12 protein-coding genes are annotated in these 18672 nt (G+C 72.2%); 3 read left to right on the top strand and 9 right to left on the bottom strand.

The genetic code is table 11. The features are described 5' to 3' along the window. Positions 1–30: 30 nt before the first annotated feature. Complete coding sequence (locus tag GPA03_RS04035) at positions 31–1446, top strand: MFS transporter (protein ID WP_156250679.1); 1416 nt, start codon at positions 31–33, stop codon at positions 1444–1446. Between the two features lie 20 nt (positions 1447–1466). On the opposite strand, the gene GPA03_RS04030 is transcribed toward GPA03_RS04035, so the two are convergent. From GPA03_RS04030 to GPA03_RS04010, 5 genes are all read right to left on the bottom strand, one after another. Then, positions 1467–3539 (bottom strand): HNH endonuclease, encoded by a 2073-nt coding sequence (locus tag GPA03_RS04030; RefSeq protein WP_156250678.1) that lies wholly within the window; start codon positions 3537–3539, stop codon positions 1467–1469. Between the two features lie 263 nt (positions 3540–3802). Next, positions 3803–4801, bottom strand: coding sequence for a zinc-binding dehydrogenase (locus GPA03_RS04025; RefSeq protein WP_156250677.1), 999 nt, complete (start codon positions 4799–4801; stop codon positions 3803–3805). Positions 4802–4820: 19 nt separating this feature from the next. Further along, positions 4821–5750: a TIGR01777 family oxidoreductase gene (locus GPA03_RS04020; protein WP_156250676.1), complete on the bottom strand. Its 930-nt coding sequence runs from the start codon at positions 5748–5750 to the stop codon at positions 4821–4823. Continuing rightward, positions 5747–7738, bottom strand: a complete 1992-nt coding sequence (locus tag GPA03_RS04015) for a S9 family peptidase (RefSeq protein ID WP_206673442.1) — start codon at positions 7736–7738, stop codon at positions 5747–5749. The genes GPA03_RS04020 and GPA03_RS04015 overlap by 4 nt, the downstream gene beginning before the upstream one ends. After that, positions 7735–9195 carry a GuaB1 family IMP dehydrogenase-related protein gene (locus GPA03_RS04010; RefSeq protein WP_156250674.1) on the bottom strand — a complete coding sequence of 487 codons (1461 nt, stop codon included), beginning with the start codon at positions 9193–9195 and terminating at the stop codon, positions 7735–7737. The genes GPA03_RS04015 and GPA03_RS04010 overlap by 4 nt, the downstream gene beginning before the upstream one ends. A gap of 62 nt (positions 9196–9257) precedes the next feature. Between GPA03_RS04010 and GPA03_RS04005 the strand changes: the two genes are divergently transcribed. Further along, positions 9258–11351, top strand: coding sequence for an acyltransferase family protein (locus GPA03_RS04005; RefSeq protein WP_162458248.1), 2094 nt, complete (start codon positions 9258–9260; stop codon positions 11349–11351). A gap of 64 nt (positions 11352–11415) precedes the next feature. Next, positions 11416–13308 carry a 1-deoxy-D-xylulose-5-phosphate synthase gene (dxs, locus tag GPA03_RS04000; RefSeq protein ID WP_241681079.1) on the top strand — a complete coding sequence of 631 codons (1893 nt, stop codon included), beginning with the start codon at positions 11416–11418 and terminating at the stop codon, positions 13306–13308. Between the two features lie 167 nt (positions 13309–13475). Here dxs and GPA03_RS03995 read toward each other — a convergent pair whose 3' ends face one another. The 4 genes from GPA03_RS03995 to GPA03_RS03980 are packed head-to-tail and all read right to left on the bottom strand — an operon-like array spanning position 13476 to position 18661. Beyond that, the gene (locus tag GPA03_RS03995; protein ID WP_156250671.1) at positions 13476–15533 is read right to left on the bottom strand and encodes a 3-hydroxyacyl-CoA dehydrogenase NAD-binding domain-containing protein; all 2058 of its coding nucleotides are present in this window, start codon (positions 15531–15533) and stop codon (positions 13476–13478) included. Beyond that, positions 15530–16738 (bottom strand): thiolase family protein, encoded by a 1209-nt coding sequence (locus GPA03_RS03990; RefSeq protein ID WP_156250670.1) that lies wholly within the window; start codon positions 16736–16738, stop codon positions 15530–15532. Before GPA03_RS03990 ends, GPA03_RS03995 begins: the two co-directional genes overlap by 4 nt. A 31-nt stretch (positions 16739–16769) precedes the next feature. Beyond that, a complete protein-coding gene (locus GPA03_RS03985; protein ID WP_156250669.1) occupies positions 16770–18059 on the bottom strand; it encodes an HRDC domain-containing protein in 1290 nt (429 codons plus the stop codon). Next, a complete protein-coding gene (locus tag GPA03_RS03980) occupies positions 18056–18661 on the bottom strand; it encodes a DUF3000 domain-containing protein (RefSeq protein WP_156250668.1) in 606 nt (201 codons plus the stop codon). The genes GPA03_RS03985 and GPA03_RS03980 overlap by 4 nt, the downstream gene beginning before the upstream one ends. Positions 18662–18672: the final 11 nt, after the last annotated feature.

Here is an 18672-nt window from a genome sequence, read left to right as displayed (position 1 = left end):
GAGCTGCCGAGCAGCTCCGGCCGCTGGGACGTGTTCCGAGACGGTCGGGGCGCGACGACGACGGGCATCCTGCTGGTCATCACCGCCGTCGCCTTCGAGGGCATGGGCGTGGGCACGGCGATGCCGGACATCATGGCCGACGTCGGCACGCTGGAGACCTACGCGTGGCCCTTCGTCGCGTTCCTGGCCTCCTCGGTGCTCGCCACCGTGCTGGGCGGTCGGTGGGCCGATGAGCGCGGTCCGGCCGGGCCGCTGGTCGCAGGTGTCGCGGCGTTCGCGATCGGCCTGATCGCGGCGGGGACCGCCACCGCGCTGCCGCAGCTCCTGGTGGGGCGCGCGCTGCAGGGTCTGGGTGCGGGTGCGCTCACCGTGGCGGTGTTCGTGCTGGTGGCGCTGGCCTATCCGGTGCAGCTGCGCCCTGCGGTGTTCGGCTGGACGGCGACCGCGTGGGTGCTGCCGTCGTTGCTCGGGCCGCCCGCAGCGGCCTACGTGACCGAGACCTGGTCGTGGCACTGGGTGTTCCTGGGCATCGTCCCGTTCGCCGCGATCGCGCTCGTGATGATGTCCCGAGCGTTGCGGCGGCTCGGCTCGACGCGACCCGAGCGGGCCGGTGTGCGGCCCGGGGGACGGTGGTTGCTGCTTGCCGCACCGCTCGCGGCGATCGGCGTGGCGGCGTTGAGCTGGGCGGGGGAGCGCCCAGGGCTCACGGTGCTTCCGGTCGCGGTGGTGGCGCTTGCCGTGCTGATCCCCTCGGTGCGGCAGCTGGTGCCGACCGGGACGCTGCTGGCGCGGCGTGGCGTCGCGTCCACGGTGCTCTCCCGTGGCTTCCTGGCCGGGTCGTTCTTCGCGATGAACTCGTTCCTGCCGCTCATGCTCAACAGGCTGCACGGGTGGACGTTGACCGAGGCCGGTGCGGTCCTGATCGTCGGGTCGCTGGGCTGGTCGGCAGCGTCGACGTGGCAGGGCGGCCGACCGGATCTGCGCCGGGACTCGCTGCTGCGCGCGGCGTTCGGCCTGATCGCGGTCGCGATCGCGATCGTGATTCCCGTGACACTGGGCCTCGTGCCGGCCTGGCTGACGTTCGCGGCGCAGGCCATCGCAGGGTTCGGGATGGGACTGGGCATGCCGGCGGTCTCGCTTCTCGTGATGGGCCACTCCGCGCGCGGTGAGGTGGGTTTCAACACCGCTGCCGCACAGATCCTCGACGGGCTGGGCACCGCCCTCCTCATCGGGATCGGCGGCGCCCTGACGGCCATGCTCGGTCTCCGGTCCGGGCTCGTGTCGTTGTTCCTGGCACTGGTGGCGACCGTGCTCGTGGGGACACTCGTTGCACCACGCACGGGGCTGTTCGAGCCCGTACCGGATGCCGGTGGTGCCGGCGCCGGTGCCGGGGCGAGGGCCAATAGCGATGGCGCCGCCAGTCCCGATGCTCCTGCCTCGAGCTAGCCGTCGGTCTCGAGCCGGGCTCAGGCGGTGTTGATGAACCCGTAGGTGACATCGTGCTCGTCGAGGGTGAGCGGGTCGATGTCTTCCCACGGGTCCCACGAGGGCGCCCAGCTCCTGGTCCCGGCACGGGTGTCCGCTCGCCGATCAGGCACCGGTCGGGAATCACCCGCACCCGCAGCGCTGCTCGGACCGATCCCATGAGAGCTGTCATCCGGGTGCCCGGCACCGGCATCGACACCGCGGAGAGGGACACCGTCGCTGTCGCCTCCGATATGCCCACCCTGGCGAGCGAATGCGACGGGTGCCACAGCGCTCGGCCCCCCAGCTGTCGCGCCGGCACCTGCTCCGATGCCGTTGAGCTGGGTGGTGGTGCCGTTGGTGACGAGGTAGATGGCGCCGGCGGGTGAGGTCCAGATCCAGACGCCCGGGGTCGGGGTGGTGACTTTCCAGCCGGCTTTGTCCTTGGCGCGGTGGTGCTTGCGACAGGGCAGGTGTGTGTTCGGGGTGGCGGTGGGACCGCCCTGGCGGTAGGGCACCTGGTGATCGACATCGCCGGCGCGGGCGCGTCGGTGGCAGTAGGGGAAGGGGCAGTACCCGGCGTTGAGCAGCGCGAGCTGTTCCTTCAGGCGCGGCGGGGCCACGTACCCGGTGTAGGACAGCGGCTCGGCCAGATCCAGTACCGGCCGCACACTCACCTTGGCGTGCCCCACCACCGCGCGTGCCTGTCCCGGGGTGAGCAATCCACCACGTTCCTCGCACCAGGTCCCGGAGGCCCGGTCCAGATGCACGTACAGCACCGTGGAGGTCAAACCCGCGAACTCCTCCAACAGCCCCGGCGGACATCCCGCCACACCCGCGAGCGGCTCCTGAGCGACGGACACACCGCCGACTCCGCCCGCGCGGTCACCGCTGTCGTCACTGTCGCCGCCGTCCGGTTCGGACTCTGCCGCAATCGCAGCGGCAGCCGGTGGCGGAAGCGCACCCGTGAGCACAGGCTCCTGCGCGGGGCCAGGGTCCTCCTGACCTGCAGGTCTGGAACGCGATGAAGGGGTCTCGTGATGCCCTGCCCTGTCGGAAAGTGCGTGGTGCGCCGCTTCGGCGAGCCGCGCCGGCGAATCCGTGGACACGGTGCCATCAGGTTGGGCATCCCACGGCGGTTCGACGGCCGACGGTTGCATGACCGGCGGTTCGATGGCCTCGGTCGGCGTGGGCGGAGTCGGTTCATCCCTGCCGACGTCGCTTGACTCGCCGACGTCGCTGGACTCGCTCGTGGCCGTCGGGCTCACAGAGGTGTCTTCGTGCTGCTTGCGGAGGTCGTCAAGGGCACGGAGCAGTGCGGGATCGGCCAGCAGCCCGAGGGCCACGGCACGCAGGATCGCTTTCGGGCGGGCGTCACCGACCTGGGTCAACCAGCCGGCGATCTGATCCAGGCGCCGGTCCAGACGGACCGCATCAGTGACCTCCAGACGCGCAGCAACATCCGCAGCACCCGGCTCGCCCGGGCTGACCTGGACGAACAACGAGGCCGCCACCCGCGCCTGGGCCTCGGCCTGACTCTCCGGCCCCCGGACCGTGATCACCGCCTGATCCACCACCGTGCGCAACCGCGACATCGCCACCACCGCGACCACCGGAGCCGGACCCAGACTCGTGTCCCTGGGCTGGCACAACCGCTCCTGCACCAGCGCAGCCTGCTCCCTGCTCAGCTCCCGAGTGCGCCGCGCGATCACCCGCGCCCGGGAGAACCCCAGCACCCCCGCACGCACCGCCGAAGCCAACCGCGGCAACCGATACGCCAGATCCAGCACATCCGCACACAGGACCGTGGCAGCAGGCTGCGTCAGCCCCAACGTCGTAGCGACCTCCACCACCGCGAACTCCGGCACCTCAGGAGTCCCGGCACCACCGAGCCGGATCGCCCGCTCCGCACCCCGGCCCTGCCACAGCGGCGGCTCCCCATCCGCAGCAACCTCCCCGAGATACTGCACCAGATGATCCAGCCGCACCCCCTCCATCCGAGTCACCTCACGATCGGCCACAGCAGCAGCACGCAACGCGCCATCACCGACCAGACCCAGAGGTAGAACATCCATACGAGAAGTAGATCATCGACCACGGACATCCGCCCCGACCAAGGCAGAACGCCTGACCTGTCTCGACCGCGGCCGGCCGCCCGAGGTCGCACGGTGACCCTGGGCGCGGTGCCCGCCGCCTCCGGTCAGCCGCCGCGGCGATGTCTGGGCGCGGTGGCGCGGTGACACTGGAGCGCGGCCACGCGGAGCCTTCTGCTGTACACCTGGGCCGAGATGCAGGTGATCCTTCGACCCGAGGCAACACCAACGCCGAGCGGGCAGCCCTACGAGATCCGGACCAGCACCTTGCCGGAGGCATCGGAGTCAGCGGCGACGGCGAACGCCTCGAGGACCGACTCGAGCGGCAGCTCGTGCGTGATCACCTTCTCGATCGAGGGGTTGGCGGCGAGCATCGCGATCGCGCCGTCGATCTCGTCGTCGTAGCGGAACGTCCCGCGGAGCTGGATCTCCTTGGAGACCATCGGCGCGAGATTGACGGGGCGGTCCTCGTTCGGCACGTTCCCGACCTGCACGAGGGTGCCGCCGCGCGCGCAGGCGCGCAGCAGCGAGTTCAGGGTCTGGGGGATGCCGGTGCACTCGAGCACCACCTCGAACCGGGACTCCGGCAGCTCCGCCCGCGCGACGTCCACGGCCTCGGTGACTCCCAGCGCGCGGGCCCGCGTCAAGGGACCGGAGCGCACGTCGGTGCACCACACCTCGGACGCGCCGGCCGCGAGCGCCCCCGCGGCCGCGAGCAGCCCGATCGGGCCGGACCCGGCCACGAGCACCGATCGACCACGTACCCCGCCCGCCACAGCGATCGCGTGCAGGCCGACGGCGAGCGGCTCCACGAGCGCGGCGCGGCGCAACGGCAGGTCCGCGGGCAGCGGCCGCACCTGGTCGGCCGTGACGACGAGGAACTCCGACATCGCGCCCTGCGTGTGGGGCGAGGTGGAGGCGCTGCCGAGGAAGGTCCCGCCGGGCCAGGTCGGCCGCGAACCCTGCGACACCGGGCCCCAGGTCGCCGGATGCACGGTGACCGGTGTACCCGGCGCGTACCGACCGGACGGGTCGAGGTCGATCGTCCCGGACATCTCGTGACCCGGGATCAGCGGCTCGACGATCCTGAAGATCCCCGCCGCGCCGTCCGAGAAGTAGTGCAGGTCGGAACCACAGATGCCCACATGGGTCGGTCGGATCCGCACCTGACCCGGTCCTGGTTCCGGTGTCGGCACCTCCTCGATCCGGAGGTCCTGGTCGCGATGGATCCGTACTGCTCGCACGAACCAGGAGCCTAGGACATCAACCGAGCTGGACCGGCAGCAGACCCGCTCGGGTGCGCGAGGCGATCTGCTCCAGCGCGCCCTGCAGGTGCGGGAATCGGAAGGTGAAGCCCGTGCCGAGCAGCACGCCCGGGTGCACCCAGCGGCTCTTCAGCACGAGCTCAGGCTCCGTGCCGATGATGCGACCGCCGACCTCGAGCAGCCACGTCGGCTCGGGGATCCCGAACGGCGCACCGAAGACCTCGCGCATCTGCCTCATCAGCTCGGCGTTGGTCACCGGGTTCGGGGTGGCGACGTTGACCGGGCCGCTGACGCCTGCGTCGGCATACAGGTGGTCGATCGCACGAGCGACGTCCTCCACGTGCACCCAGCTGAACATCTGGCCGCCATCACCCATCGGCCCGCCGAACCCCATGCGCACCAGGTTGATGATCGGGTTGATCGCACCGCCGCCCGCGCCGATGACGATCGACATCCGCAGCGCGACCGTGCGCACGTGCTCCGGCGCCCCGCCGAGCTCGCGCTCCCATGCCCGGGCCACCTCGACCGAGAACCCGCTCCCGAGCTCACCGGTGGCCTCGTCCTGGGGCCGGTCGCGCGCGTCCCGGTAGATCGTGCCGGTGCTCGCGTTGATCCACACGGGCGGGGGAGCAGCGGCGCGGCCCAACGCCCGGGCCAGCTCCGCCGTCGTGCGCACGCGGGAGGAGAAGATCAGATCAGCGTTGCGCTTGTTGTACCGGCAGCTCACCGAGCGCCCGGCGAGGTTGACCAGGAGGTCGGCGCCGTCGAGCACCCGCGCGACGGCGCTCTCGTCACCCCAGCCGGCATCGGCGGAAGCGCCGCGACCGATCGTCCGGACCGTCACCCCGCGGTGCCGCAGCCGCGCCGTCAGGTACCGCCCGATGTACCCCGAGGCCCCAGCGACGACGGCGGTTCTCGGCCCGCTCACGCGTCGAGCACCAGTGTGGGGAGGTCGCCCGCGGGCTCGAACCCGAGCACCTGCCCGTAGAACGCGAGCTCGGTCTCCAACGCCCTCGTGATCGCCTCCGCACCACGGAACCCGTGCCCCTCGCCCGCGAACTCGACGTAGGCGACCGGCACGTCGCGCGCCCGGAGCGCCTCGGCCATCCCGCTGGACTGCGACGGCGGCACCACCCGATCCTCGGACCCCTGCTGGAGCAGCACCGGGGCCGTGATCCGCTCGACATGGTGCAGCGGCGACCGCTCGGTGTAGACCGCCTCGGCCTCAGGGTAGGGACCGACCAGCCGGTCGAGGTACCGCGCCTCGAACTTGTGCGTCTGCGCCGCGAGAGCCGCGAGATCGCCGATGCCGTACTTGGAGGTGCCCGCGGCGAACGTGTCGGTGAACGCCAGGGCTGCGAGCGTGGTGAAGCCGCCTGCCGAGCCGCCACGGATCGCCAGCCTCGCGGCGTCGGCACGGCCGCCGGCTGCCATCGCTGCCGCACCGCTGGCGCAGTCCGCGACGTCGACCACCCCCCAGGAGGCGTCGAGCCGCTCGCGGTAGGCGCGGCCGTACCCGGTGGAGCCGCCGTAGTTCACATCCAGCACGGCGAAGCCGCGGGTGGTCCAGTACTGCACGCCCGGTGAGAACCCGGGACTGGTGGCCGCGGTCGGCCCACCGTGGATCATCACCAGCAGCGGCGGCAGCTCGCCCTCGGGACCGGTGGTCCCGGCCAGCGTGGGCGGGTAGTAGAACCCGTGCGCCTCGGCGCCCGCGCCCGCATCCCACGAGACCGACTCCGCCTCGCTCACGCTCGCGTCGTCGAGCGTGATGCTGGTCGAGGTGGCGAGCACCGTCGTCGTCCCCTCGGCGAGCTCCAGCTCGACCACCGCACCCGGGCGGCGCGGGTGCGAGCCCACGAACACCACCCGGTCCGGAGCGGCGGCGATGGCGCCGGCAGGCTCCCAGTCCCCGATCCAGGCCTCGAGCTCACCGTTGAGCAGGCGCATGGTGCCGAGCCGACGGCGGCCCTCCTCGACCCAGGAGAGCACCAGGTGGTCCTCGTCGAGCACCGCGAGCGTGCGCGGCCCGAAGGCCCACTGGGGCGCGGAGAACTCGACCTGGGCCGGGTGCAGGTGCCGGGTGCGGAGCTCGAGCCAGCCCTCGGGCGTCTGCAGCTCGGTGCGGTAGAGGTTCCACCAGCCCGAGCTGTCGTCCACGTGCACCAGGTCACCGGCGGGTGTCCATACCGGCTCCTGCGCGGACACGTCGTCACCGCCGGCCACCACGAGCGCAGGCGAGCCGAAGGTGCCGTCGCTGGTCAGGACGCCCACGCGCACGCTCGACCCGTCCCACGGCATGTTGGGGTGGTCCCAGGTGACGAAGGCGAGATAGTCGCCGTCGAGCGAGAGCCGGGGTGCGTTGACGAAGTCGGTGCCCTCGAACACGGTCCGCACCCGCTCGCGCGAGTCCGCCGCGCTGCCGTCGAGCGGGATCGCCACCAGCGTCGTCGTCGGATCGGTGCGGAAGCCTCCCGGTTCGCCGTGGTCCTCGCTGACCGCGTAGACCAGGCCGCGCTCGACGTCGATCGCGAGATCGGCGTACCGCGCACCGTCCGCAGGGGTGAGCGGGGTGGCGCCCGCGCCGTCGAGCGCGAACCGGTAGAGGCGGTCGTCCTCCTTGCGGGAGGCGACGGCGAGATCGTCGGTCACGGCGAACGTGCCGCCCCCGTACTCCTGCGCGCGGGAGCGGACGTCGAAGGTGCCGCCGTCGGGCGCCTGTTCGGGCGAGACCCGCGAGACTGCGCCCGCCGCATCCCGGCGCAGCAGGACGGTGCGGCCTTGCTCGGAGGCGCGCCCCTCGGTCCAGTAGGTATCGGCACCGACGATCGCGACCTCGGAGAGCCGCACGCTCGCCCCGGCGAGGTCGGAGGCGTGCAGCGGGGAGCGCCAGGAACCGTATGGCAGGGTGCTCACGACCAGCCACCCGGCAGCGGTCGGCCTTCTTCGTACCCTGCCTGCGACTGGATCCCCACGACTGCCCTCTCCACGAATTCCTCGATGGTGCTCGCCCCCGCGTACGTGCAGGCCGAGCGCAGCCCGGACGTGATGTGGTCGAGCAGATCCTCGACGCCCGGCCGGTCGGGATCGATGTACATCCGCGAGTGCGAGATGCCCTCCTCGTAGATCGCCTTGCGGGAGCGGTCGAACGCCTCGGGCTCGCTGGAGGACCGGGCCGCGACGGCGCGCGCCGATGCCATCCCGAAGCTCTCCTTGTACTCACGCCCGTTGGCGTCGACGTGCAGGTCGCCCGGCGACTCGTAGGTGCCGGCGAACCACGAACCGATCATCACCTGGCTCGCCCCGGCAGCGATCGCGAGGGCGACGTCGCGCGGGTAGCGCACCCCGCCGTCGGCCCACACGTGCTTGCCGAGCTCGCGGGCGCGCGTGGCGCACTCGAGGACGGCGGAGAACTGCGGCCGCCCGACGGCGGTCATCATCCTGGTGGTGCACATGGCACCCGGGCCTACCCCCACCTTGATGATGTCGGCGCCCGCCTCGACGAGGTCGGTGACGCCGTCGGCCGTGACCACGTTGCCGGCGACGACCGTGACGTCGGTGGCGATCGAGCGCACGGTGCGGAGCGCCTCGATCATCTTGGCCTGGTGGCCGTGCGCGGTGTCGACGACCAGCACGTCGGCGCCGGCCTCGAGCAGCGCCTCTGTGCGGCCCGCGACATCGCCGTTGACGCCGATCGCGGCGCCGACGCGCAGCCGACCCGCGCCGTCGAGGGCGGGGGAGTAGATCGAGGAACGGAGCGCACCGAGCCGGGTGAGGACACCGAGGTAGCGACCCTCGCCGTCGACCACCGGTGTGAAGCGCCGCCGATTCGCGTGGAGCTGGTTGAAGGCGTTGCGCAGCGCGGCCTCGCCGCCGCCGGCGAGCACGTCGATCCCCAGGGTGGTGGGGTTGCTCGACATCAGCGTGCCGACCTGCGCGAACTGGTCGGCTCCCTCGCAGTCCGCGCGTGAGATCACGCCGACCGGACGATCACCCTCGAGCACCACCGCGGCGCCATGAGCGCGCTTGTGCAGCAGCGAGAGCACGGTGTGCACGGTGTCGGGGGTCGTGACCGTGACCGCGGTCTCGAGCACGGGGTGACGCGCCTTGACACGCTCGATCGTGCGGCTCACCTCGGTGAGCGGGACATCCTGCGGGAGGACCGCGATGCCGCCGCGCCTGGCGACGGTCTCGGCCATGCGCGCGCCGGTGACCGCCGTCATGTTCGCGACGACCACCGGGATCGTGGCACCGGCGCCGTCGAGAGGCGTCAGATCGACGTCGAACCGGGAAGCGACATCCGAACGAGAGGGGACCAGGAAGACATCGGAGTAGGTCAGATCGTTCGTGAGCTCTCCGGACAGGAACCGCATGGTGCCAGCCTATGTCCCCGAGTCGACCACAGGGCGGAGCGCCCGGGCTAGCCTCGCTCTCCGTGACCAGCGCCACGCCGCTCGAGCGCACCTACCGCCCCGAGGTCCAAGGGCTGCGTGCGGTCGCGGTGGGGCTCGTGGTGCTCTATCACTTCTGGCCGAACCGGATCCCGGGCGGGTTCGTGGGCGTCGACGTGTTCTTCGTGATCTCCGGATTCCTCATCACCTCCCACCTGATGAAGGAGGTCGTGCGCGACGGCACGGTCTCGCTCCGCGAGTTCTGGGCGCGCCGGATCCGGCGGCTCCTGCCTGCCTCGTTGCTCGTGCTCGCCGTCTGCGCGGTCGCGACCTATCTCTGGGTCTTACCGACGCACTGGGCCGCCACCGCACGGCAGCTGATCGCGAGCGCCCTGTACGTGCAGAACTGGGCGCTGGCCGCGGACGCCGTGGACTATCTCGCGCTCGGTGAGGCGCCGACGATCGCGCAGCACTTCTGGTCGCTCTCGGTCGAGGAGCAGTTCTACGTCGTGTGGCCGTTGCTGCTGGTGGCCGGGCTCGCGCTGGCCCGCCGGCTCCGCCCGGGGGCGGACCGTGTGCGGACGGCTGCGATCGTCATCGCAGGGGTGGGAGGTGCCTCGTTCGTGACCTCGGTGTGGATGACGGCGGCCGCGTCGGCGTGGGCGTACTTCGCCACCCCGACCCGGATCTGGGAGCTGGCTCTCGGCGCCGGGCTCGCCCTGGTCGCCGTGCGGCTCGGGAGGCTCGCGCGGATCGCGCTCGGCTGGGTCGGCATCGCGGCGATCGTGGCGAGTGCTCTCATGCTCGACGGCGACAGTGCGTTCCCGGGCTGGGTCGCGGCCTTCCCGACGCTGGGTGCGGCCGCGGTGATCGCGGCCGGCCGGACGCAGTCGCGGCTCGGGGCCGACCGGTGGCTGAGCCTGCGGCCCGCGACCTTCGTCGGAGACATCTCGTACGCGGTGTACCTGTGGCACTGGCCGGTCGTGGTCGTGGCGCCGTTCGCGCTCGCACGCTCGCTCGGGTTCGTGGACAAGGTCGTGGCGATCGGTCTCGTCACGTTGCTCTCGTGGGGCACGAAGGTGTGGGTGGAGGACCGGTTCCGCACGCCGCGGGCGGGGCAGCGGGGTGTCGCACGCACCTACGCGCTGGCGGCGGCCGGGATGGTGCTCGTGCTGTCGCTCGGCTTCGCGCTGCGCGCCCAGCTCGACGCGCGTGTCGAGGCGGCGGAGGCGGCCGCGGCGTCGCTCCCTGCCGAGTGCGTGGGACCGGGCGCCCTCGCAGATCCCGAGGGGTGCGGTGGCATCATGGGGCCCGGCTTGCTGCTGGTCTCGCCGCCCGAGGCGGTGGCCCTGCAGAGTGAGGACCCGGCCTATCCCGGCTGCCAGCAGGATCTGCACGGGGCCGAGGTGCTCACCTGCGCGCTGGGCTCGGACGACCCGGAACCCGACGGCGTCGTCGTGCTCGTGGGTGACTCCCACGGCACCCAGTGGTTCCCCGCGCTCGACCGGCTCGGGCAGGACGAGAACCTGCGCATCGAGACCTACACCAAGGCGAGCTGCCCGCCGTCGGCGGCGGCACGAGCGACCGGGGTCGCGGAGAGCGAGGGCGACCTCGAGGCGTGCCGGGAGTGGCTCGGTGAGGTGCGGGACCGGGTGCTCTCGAGCGCCCCGGACCTGGTGCTCGTCACGGCGTACTCCTCGCAGTACGAGTACGGGGTCCCGGCCGATGATCTCCTGGGAGAGTCGTCGGCGGTCGAGCAGGATCCCGCCGTGGCCGGCTTCGCCCAGTACTGGCGGGCCTGGCTGGAGCGTGACGTCCCGGTCGCGACGATCGCCGCGATCCCGCGAACGCAGGGCGCGAACGTCCCCGACTGCCTCGCCGGGCACGCGAACGACTTCGCAGCGTGCGCAACCTCACGACTGGAGTCGGCGGCGCCGGACCCGCTGCTGGCAGCCGCCGAGCAGGCGGGGGCGGGCGTGGTCGACCTCACGGACCACTTCTGCGACGCCACCACCTGCTACCCGGTCGTCGGCAACGTGATCGTCTACCGCGACTACAGCCACCTGAGCCACGAGTACGCCACGGCGCTGGCGCCCTTCCTCGGAGCGGCGATCGAGGAGTGGTTGCCGAGCGGCTGACCGGGCGGACGTACCATGGGTGTCCGCGACCGCCACGAGTGGCATGAAGGAGGGAGGGTCGCCTGTGGGTGAGCTGGAGCGCTTGACCTCGATCGACGACCTCCGCACGTTCGGCCCCGCCCGCCTGGAGCGGCTGGCGGCCGAGATCCGGCAGTTCCTCGTGAGCTCGGTCTCGCAGACGGGCGGTCATCTCGGACCGAACCTCGGGGTCGTCGAGCTCACGATCGCGATGCACCGCGTGTTCAGCTCGCCGCGGGACACGATCGTCTTCGACACGGGGCACCAGTCCTACGTGCACAAGATCCTCACCGGCCGCACCGAGTTCGGGAGGCTGCGCCGCCGTGGCGGCCTGTCGGGCTACCCGAGCCGCGCGGAGTCCGACCACGACGTGGTCGAGAACTCGCACGCCTCGACGGCGATCTCCTGGGCCGACGGCATCGCTCGTGCCAACCACCTCGCCGGCCGCTCGGACCGCACCGTGGTCGCGGTCATCGGCGACGGCGCGCTGACCGGTGGCATGGCCTGGGAGGCGCTCAACAACATCGCGACCTCCGAGGACCGCCGGCTCGTCATCGTGGTCAACGACAACGGCCGCTCCTACGCGCCGACGATCGGCGGGCTAGCCCGGCAGCTCGACGCGCTGCGCACCTCACGGCCCTACGAGAAGGTCCTGGGCTGGGGCAAGCGGACGCTCAAGGGTGCTGGCACGCCGGGGCAGGTGACCTACGAGGCGCTGCATGGCGTCAAGGCGGGGCTGCGAGACATGCTGCGCCCGCAGGGGATGTTCGAGGGCCTGGGCATCAAGTACGTCGGCCCGGTCGACGGCCACGACGTGCTCGCCGTCGAGGCGGCTCTGCGCAGCGCCCGTGCCTTCGGCGGGCCGGTCATCGTGCACGCGATGACCGAGAAGGGGCGCGGCTACGTCCCCGCCGAGAGCGACGCCACCGACCGGTTCCACGCGGTCGGGGTGATCCACCCCGAGACCGGGCTCCCGGTCGTCCCGTCGCGGTTCGGGTGGACGGCCGTGTTCGCCGAGGAGATCGTCGACATCGCCCGCTCCCGATCGGATGTCGTGGGGGTGACGGCCGCGATGCTCGCCCCGGTGGGGCTGGCGCCGATGGCCGAGGAGATGCCCGACCGGGTCATCGACGTCGGGATAGCCGAGCAGCATGCGCTGACCGCGTCCGCCGGCATGGCGTTCGCCGGCCTGCACCCCGTGGTCGCTCTGTACGCGACCTTTCTCAACCGGGCGTTCGACCAGCTCCTCATGGACGTCGCGCTGCACAAGGCGGGCGTCACGATCGTGCTCGACCGCGCCGGGATCACCGGTGACGACGGCGCCTCCCACAACGGCATGTGGGACATGGCGTTGCTGCGGCTCGTCCCTGGGCTGCGGCTCGCGACACCGCGTGACGAGCCCACGCTGCGGCAGGAGCTGCGCGAGGCGGTCGCGGTCAGCGACGCACCCACCGTGATCCGTTACCCGAAGTCCGCTCTCCCGGAGCCGATTGCCGCGATCTCTCGCGATGGCGTCGTCGACGTGCTCGCGCGTACCGCTGGCGACGGCGACGCCCGGGTGCTCGTGGTCGGCATCGGCTCGTTCGTGCCGTGTGCGATCGAGGTCGGCACCCGCCTGGCCGACCAGGGCGTCGGGAGCGTCGTCGTCGACCCGCGCTGGGTGCTCCCGGTCCCGGCTGAGCTCGTCGAGATGGCCCGCGGGGTCGATCTCGTCGTGACGATCGAAGATGGCCTGGTCGAGAACGGGGTCGGTGCCGCGGTCCGGGAGGCGCTGATCGCCGCCCGCATCGACGTGCCGGTCCAGACCCACGGGATCCCGACGAACTTCCTCGAGCACGCCTCACGGGGCGAGATCATCGAGGACCTCCGGCTGCGCGCAGCAGATGTGGCACGGGATGCCGCCGCATCCGTGGCCGCTTCCGTGGACGTGCAGAACTGAGCCGTCGCGGAACCTCACGAGGACGGGCCCCGGTCGACGGCGGAGCTCGCCTCGTGGGTCGAGTCCGAGATCGAGTGCCTGGCGGGCTGGACCGGCCGTTCCCGCGGCTCCGGCTCACCTCGACGTTTGCCGGCGATCGCCGCGTGGGACGGGCCTGCCCTAGCCGTTCAGAGCGCGCCCGTGCGCTGCAGGTACGGCGTGATGCCACCGAGGTGGAAGGGCCAGCCGGCACCGAGGATCATCGCGAGGTCGATGTCCGCGGTGTCGGTGACGACCTTCTCCTCCATCATCAGCCGGACCTCCTCGGCGAGCGCGTCGCGCACCCGGGCGAGCAGCTCGTCGTCGGTCTGGGCGTGGCCCGACCGCGAGCCGAAGTAGGACGCGATCGACGGATCGACAGGTGAGCCCGCGTTCGGGCGACCCTCGAACGTGACGAAGGGGGCGCCGTCGTCGACCATCCGGTCCAGACCGGGCGAGGTGGGGTAGCGCTCGCCCAGGTTGTCGCGCAGCGTGTCGAGCACGTGCTTGGCGACGGCGGGGCCGACCAGCTGCAGCAGCTGGAACGGGCCCATCGGCAGCCCGAGGGGCCGCAACGCGGCATCGGCGGTCTCGACAGCTGTGCCGTCCTCGAGCGAGCCGAGGACCTCACCGAGCAGGCGCACCAGGAGCCGGTTGACCACGAACCCGGGGCGGTCCGCCACGGCGATCGCGGACTTCCCGCAGGCCTTGGCGACGGCGAAGGCGGTCGCGTAGGCGGCGTCGTCGGTCGCTGCCGCCCGCACGACCTCGACCAGCGGCATCTGCGCCACCGGGTTGAAGAAGTGCAGCCCGACGACGCGCTCGGGGTGCTGCAGGTCCGCAGCCATCGCGGTGACCGACAGCGCCGAGGTGTTGGTCGCGAGGATCGTCTCGGGTGAGATCACCTGCTCGAGCTCGGCGAACACCTGCTTCTTGATGTCGAGCTCCTCGAACACGGCCTCGATCACGAGATCGCGGCCGGCGAGATCGGCGAGGTCGGTGGTTCCTGTCACGAGCGAGGTGATGCGGTTCGCCTCGTCGTCGCCGATCCGGCCCTGAGCCTTGAGCTTGTCGACCTCGGCGCTGACGAACCCGAGGCCGCGCTCGACCCGGGCGTCGTCGAGATCACGCATGATCACCGGCGCCTTCATGCGGCGTGCGAACAGCAACGCGAGCTGGCTGGCCATCAGCCCGGCACCGGCGATGCCCACCGAGCGCACGGGGCGTGCCTGCTCGGCCGGGGGCGCTCCGACCGGCCGCTTGGCGCGGCTCGTGGTCAGCTCGAACGCGTGCATGCTCGCCTTGAACTCAGGCGAGATGAGCAGCCGGGCGAGCGCTGCGTCCTCAGCCGCGAACGAGGCCTCCCGGTCACGCTGAGCCGACAGCGTGAGCAGGTCGAGGGCCTCGTACGCGGCGGGCGCCGCACCGTGCAGCCGGGCGTCCACCTGGGCGCGCGCGGCCTCGACCGTCGCGACCCAGCGCTCGGCCGGCACCGGCGCCGGGCGGGTGACCTCGACCGCGCCGGTGAGCACCGCCGTCGCCCAGCGCAGGGACTCCGCGAGGAAGTCCGCAGGTTCGAGAACCACGTCCATGAGGCCCAGCTCGGCCGCTGCGGGCCCGGTGAGCTGCTTGTTGTTGCGCAGCGGGTTGGCGACGATCACCTCGAGCGCCTTCTCGATGCCCACCACACCGGGCGCGAGGTACGTGCCGCCCCAGCCCGGGATGAGCCCCAGCGCGACCTCGGGCAGGCCCAGGTTGCGCACCGACGAGATCACCGTGCGGTACGAGCACGAGAGCGCGAGCTCCATGCCGCCACCGAGCGCCACACCGCCGACGAAGGCGAACGTGGGGACCGGGGCGTCGAGCAGGAGCCGGTAGGCGTCGTGGCCCGCGCGGGCGATCCCGAGGGCGTCGGCCTCGGTCTTGATCGTCGCCGCGCCCTTGAGGTCGGCGCCGGCTGCGAAGTGGAACGGCTTGCCCGTGACCCCGATCGCCTGGATCTCGCCTCTGGTCGCGCGCTCGATCAGCCCCGCGACGGCGGAGCGCAGCTCGGCCATGCCGGCCGGTCCGAGCGTGTTCGGCTTCGTGAAGCCCTCGCCGTTGTCGAGTGTGACGAGGCCCAGCACCAGGGGGCCGGTGCCAGTGGCCCGGAACGGTGCCAGATCGACGTCGCGCACCAGCGCGTGGGTGATGCGTTCGGCGCTCACTGCTGGGCCTCCTTGCCGTAGTGGGGGTTCTCCCAGATGACGGTGCCGCCCTGACCGAGACCGACGCACATCGTGGTGAGGCCGTAGCGGACATCCGGTCGCTCGGCGAGCTGCCGCGCGAGCTGCAGCATGAGCCGCACGCCCGAGGCGGCGAGCGGGTGACCGACGGCGATGGCGCCGCCGTAGGGGTTGACCCGCGGGTCGTCGTCGGCGATGCCGAACGCGTCGAGGAAGGCGAGCACCTGGACGGCGAACGCCTCGTTGATCTCGAACATCCCGATGTCGGCGATATCGAGCCCGGCGATCTCGAGCGCCTTCCGGGTGGCCGGGACCGGCCCGACACCCATGACCTCGGGTTCCACGCCCGAGTACGCGTAGGAGACGAGTCTGAGCTTGGGGGTCAGCCCAAGCTCGGCTGCGAGGTCCGCCGAGGTCAGCAGGGCCGCCGTCGCGCCGTCGGTCAACGGTGAGGAGGTGGCCGCCGTGACGCGGCCGCCGTCGCGGAACGGCGTGGCGAGGCCGGCCATGCCCTCGACCGTGGTGCCGGGGCGGGGTGGCTCGTCCGCGGTGGCGAGGCCCCAGCCGCGCTCAGGGTCGGCGACAGCGACCGGAACCAGGTCCGGCGTGATCTTCCCGGCGGCCAGTGCCGCCGCGTACTTCGCCTGCGAGGCGGCGCCAAAGGCGTCGGCACGGTCCCGGGTGAGGGCGGGGTAGCGGTCGTGCAGGTTCTCGGCGGTCGCCCCCATCACGAGGGCATCCGGGGAGACCAACCGCTCGGAGATGAAGCGCGGGTTGGGCTCCATGCCCTGGCCCAGCGGGTGCGCGCCCATGTGCTCGACGCCACCCGCGATCGCGGCATCCAGCGCGCCGACGGCGATCTGACAGGCCAGCAGCGTGGTCGCCGTCATCGCGCCGGCACACATCCGGTCGATGGCGAACCCGGGGACCTGGCGTGGCAGACCGGCCAGCATGCCCACCGTGCGCCCGAGGGTGAGTCCCTGGTCGCCCACCTGCGAGGTGGCGGCGATCCCGACATCGCCGATGTGCTCGGGCGGCAGGTCGGGGTTGCGACGCAGCAGGTCGCGCACGACGGCGACCGCGATGTCGTCCGCACGGGTGTGGGCGTACAGGCCGTCGGCCTTCGCGCGCCCGAAGGGTGAGCGGACGGCGTCCACGAGGACCACGTCACGACCGAGCAAGGGCATCGTCGCCTCCGAGAGGTTGGTACTGGCAGTACTAGGTATCTTCGCCAGAGGATACCTGCTCGACCGCCAGCACGGAGTCCGGGTCGGCAAGACCTGCCGCGAGGCGACCTGCGACCTGCTCGACCTGCCAGGGCCGCGCGCCGAGATCGCTGAGGAAGTCCCCGATGCGCTGCTCGGTCGCGGGCTGCGGAGGGCGCCACGCCAGGCGCCGCTGGAACTCCGGCGTCAGCAGGTTCTCCTGCGGCATGGTGATCTGCTCGGCGTGCGAACGGATCACGGCCTTGACGACCTCGAGGCGATCCGCTGCCGCGGGCTCGCGGTCGCGCCACGACCTCGGTGCGGGGAGCGAGTCGGGGTCCTGCGGCGGTCGCTTCGGCGGCAGCTCGGACTCGGGGAGTGCGAGCGCACGCGAGACGGTGTCCGCCCACGTGCGCAGGCGCCGCGCAGCACCGCGGTGCTTGAACTCGCGGAGCTCCGAGAGCTGCCGGAGCGTGCGGGGCTTGACGCGACCGGCGGCGACCATCGCGTCGACGCTGAGGATGCGTCCGGGGGCGATGTCAGCCTCGCGGGCGACCTCCTCGCGGGTCAGCCACAGCTCCCGGACGACGGCGAGCCCTCGCTGGTCCCGGATCCCGTGGGCTCCCTTGCGCCATGCCTCGGGCCGTGGCACCGGCGGCGGAGCCAGCCGCACCGCCTCGAACTCCTGGCGGGCCCAGTCCAGCTTGCCGGCGTCGTCGAGCTTGGCCTCCAGGATGTCACGGAGCTCGACCAGCACCTCGACGTCCAGGGCGGCGTAACGCAACCACGACTCCGTGAGCGGGCGGGTCGACCAGTCGGCGGCCGAGTGCTCCTTGGCGAGGCTCAGGCCGAGCTCGGCGGCCACGATCGGGCCGAGGCCGACGCGGTCGAGCCCGAGCAGCCGCCCGGCCAGCTCGGTGTCGAACAGGCCGTCCGGCCGCATGCCGATCTCGTCCAGGCACGGCAGGTCCTGGCTCGCGGCGTGCAGCACCCACTCGGTGCCGGAGAGCACCTCGGACAGCGACGACAGGTCGCCGAGCGGGATCGGGTCGATCAGCGCGGTGCCCGCGCCCTCCCGACGCAGCTGCACCAGGTACGCCCGCTGGCCGTACCGGAACCCGGAGGCTCGTTCGGCGTCCACCGCGACGGGTCCGCTGCCAGCGGCGAAGGCGGCCACGGTCGTGGCGAGGGCCGCCGGGGAGTCGACGACGTCGGGCACCCCGTCGCTGGGCATGACCAGGGGCTCCAGCGGCGGCCCCTCGATCTCGGGCGGTGCGTCCGTCGCCTGGTCCTGCTCGGTCATCGGCGCCGGCCCAGCGGGCTGACGTTGTCGGGGATCGGCGGCAGACCGCTCACCTGGGACAGCAGCAGCGCCCAGGCGCGCAGGTGGGGCCCGAGATCCGTGGTGCCCGGGGTCCAGGAGGCGCGTACCTCGATCTCGACCTCGCCGCCGCGCAGCTCCAGGCCGCCGAACGTCTCGGAGAGCACCCGGGTGACGGTACCGGAGAGCGAGTGGTACTCGGCGCCGCACTCGGCGAGGGCGTCCGTCAGCCAGGCCCAGCCCACCTCGCCGAGCATCGGGTCCTGCGCGACCTCGGGCTCCATGCGCGCGCGACCCATGATGATGGCGCGGAAGTCGCCGTTCCAGGCGTCCTGCCCCTCGGGGTCGTAGAGCACGACGAACCGGCCCGACCCGAGCAGGTCGTCCGGGTCGCGGGTGCGGTTGACCTCACCGGTGAGCGCGAGAGCGTACGGCGCGATGCGGGTGGGGGCCGGTACCTCCTCGAGGTGCAGCTCCGGCCGCAGCCGGTGACCGCGCAGGCTCAGCAGGGCAGCCTCGAAGTCGGGAGGCGTGGCCGGGTGACCGGCCTCGCCTGGGCGAGGTGGCTGCTTGACGGAGTCCACGTGGACAGGCT

The sequence above is a fragment of the Pseudactinotalea terrae genome, from assembly GCF_009733845.1.
Classification (GTDB): Bacteria; Actinomycetota; Actinomycetes; order Actinomycetales; family Beutenbergiaceae; genus Pseudactinotalea; species Pseudactinotalea terrae.
The sequence above is the reverse complement of the archived record's forward strand: the minus strand, read 5'-3'. Positions and strand labels throughout refer to the sequence as shown.

Bases quoted from the DNA above. Each gene is read 5' to 3' on its own strand.
- GPA03_RS04030 (WP_156250678.1), bottom strand. From the start codon at position 3,539: ATGGATGTTCTACCTCTGGGTCTGGTCGGTGATGGCGCGTTGCGTGCT.
- GPA03_RS04010 (WP_156250674.1), bottom strand. From the start codon at position 9,195: ATGCGGTTCCTGTCCGGAGAGCTCACGAACGATCTGACCTACTCCGAT.
- GPA03_RS03990 (WP_156250670.1), bottom strand. From the start codon at position 16,738: ATGCCCTTGCTCGGTCGTGACGTGGTCCTCGTGGACGCCGTCCGCTCA.
- GPA03_RS03985 (WP_156250669.1), bottom strand. From the start codon at position 18,059: ATGACCGAGCAGGACCAGGCGACGGACGCACCGCCCGAGATCGAGGGG.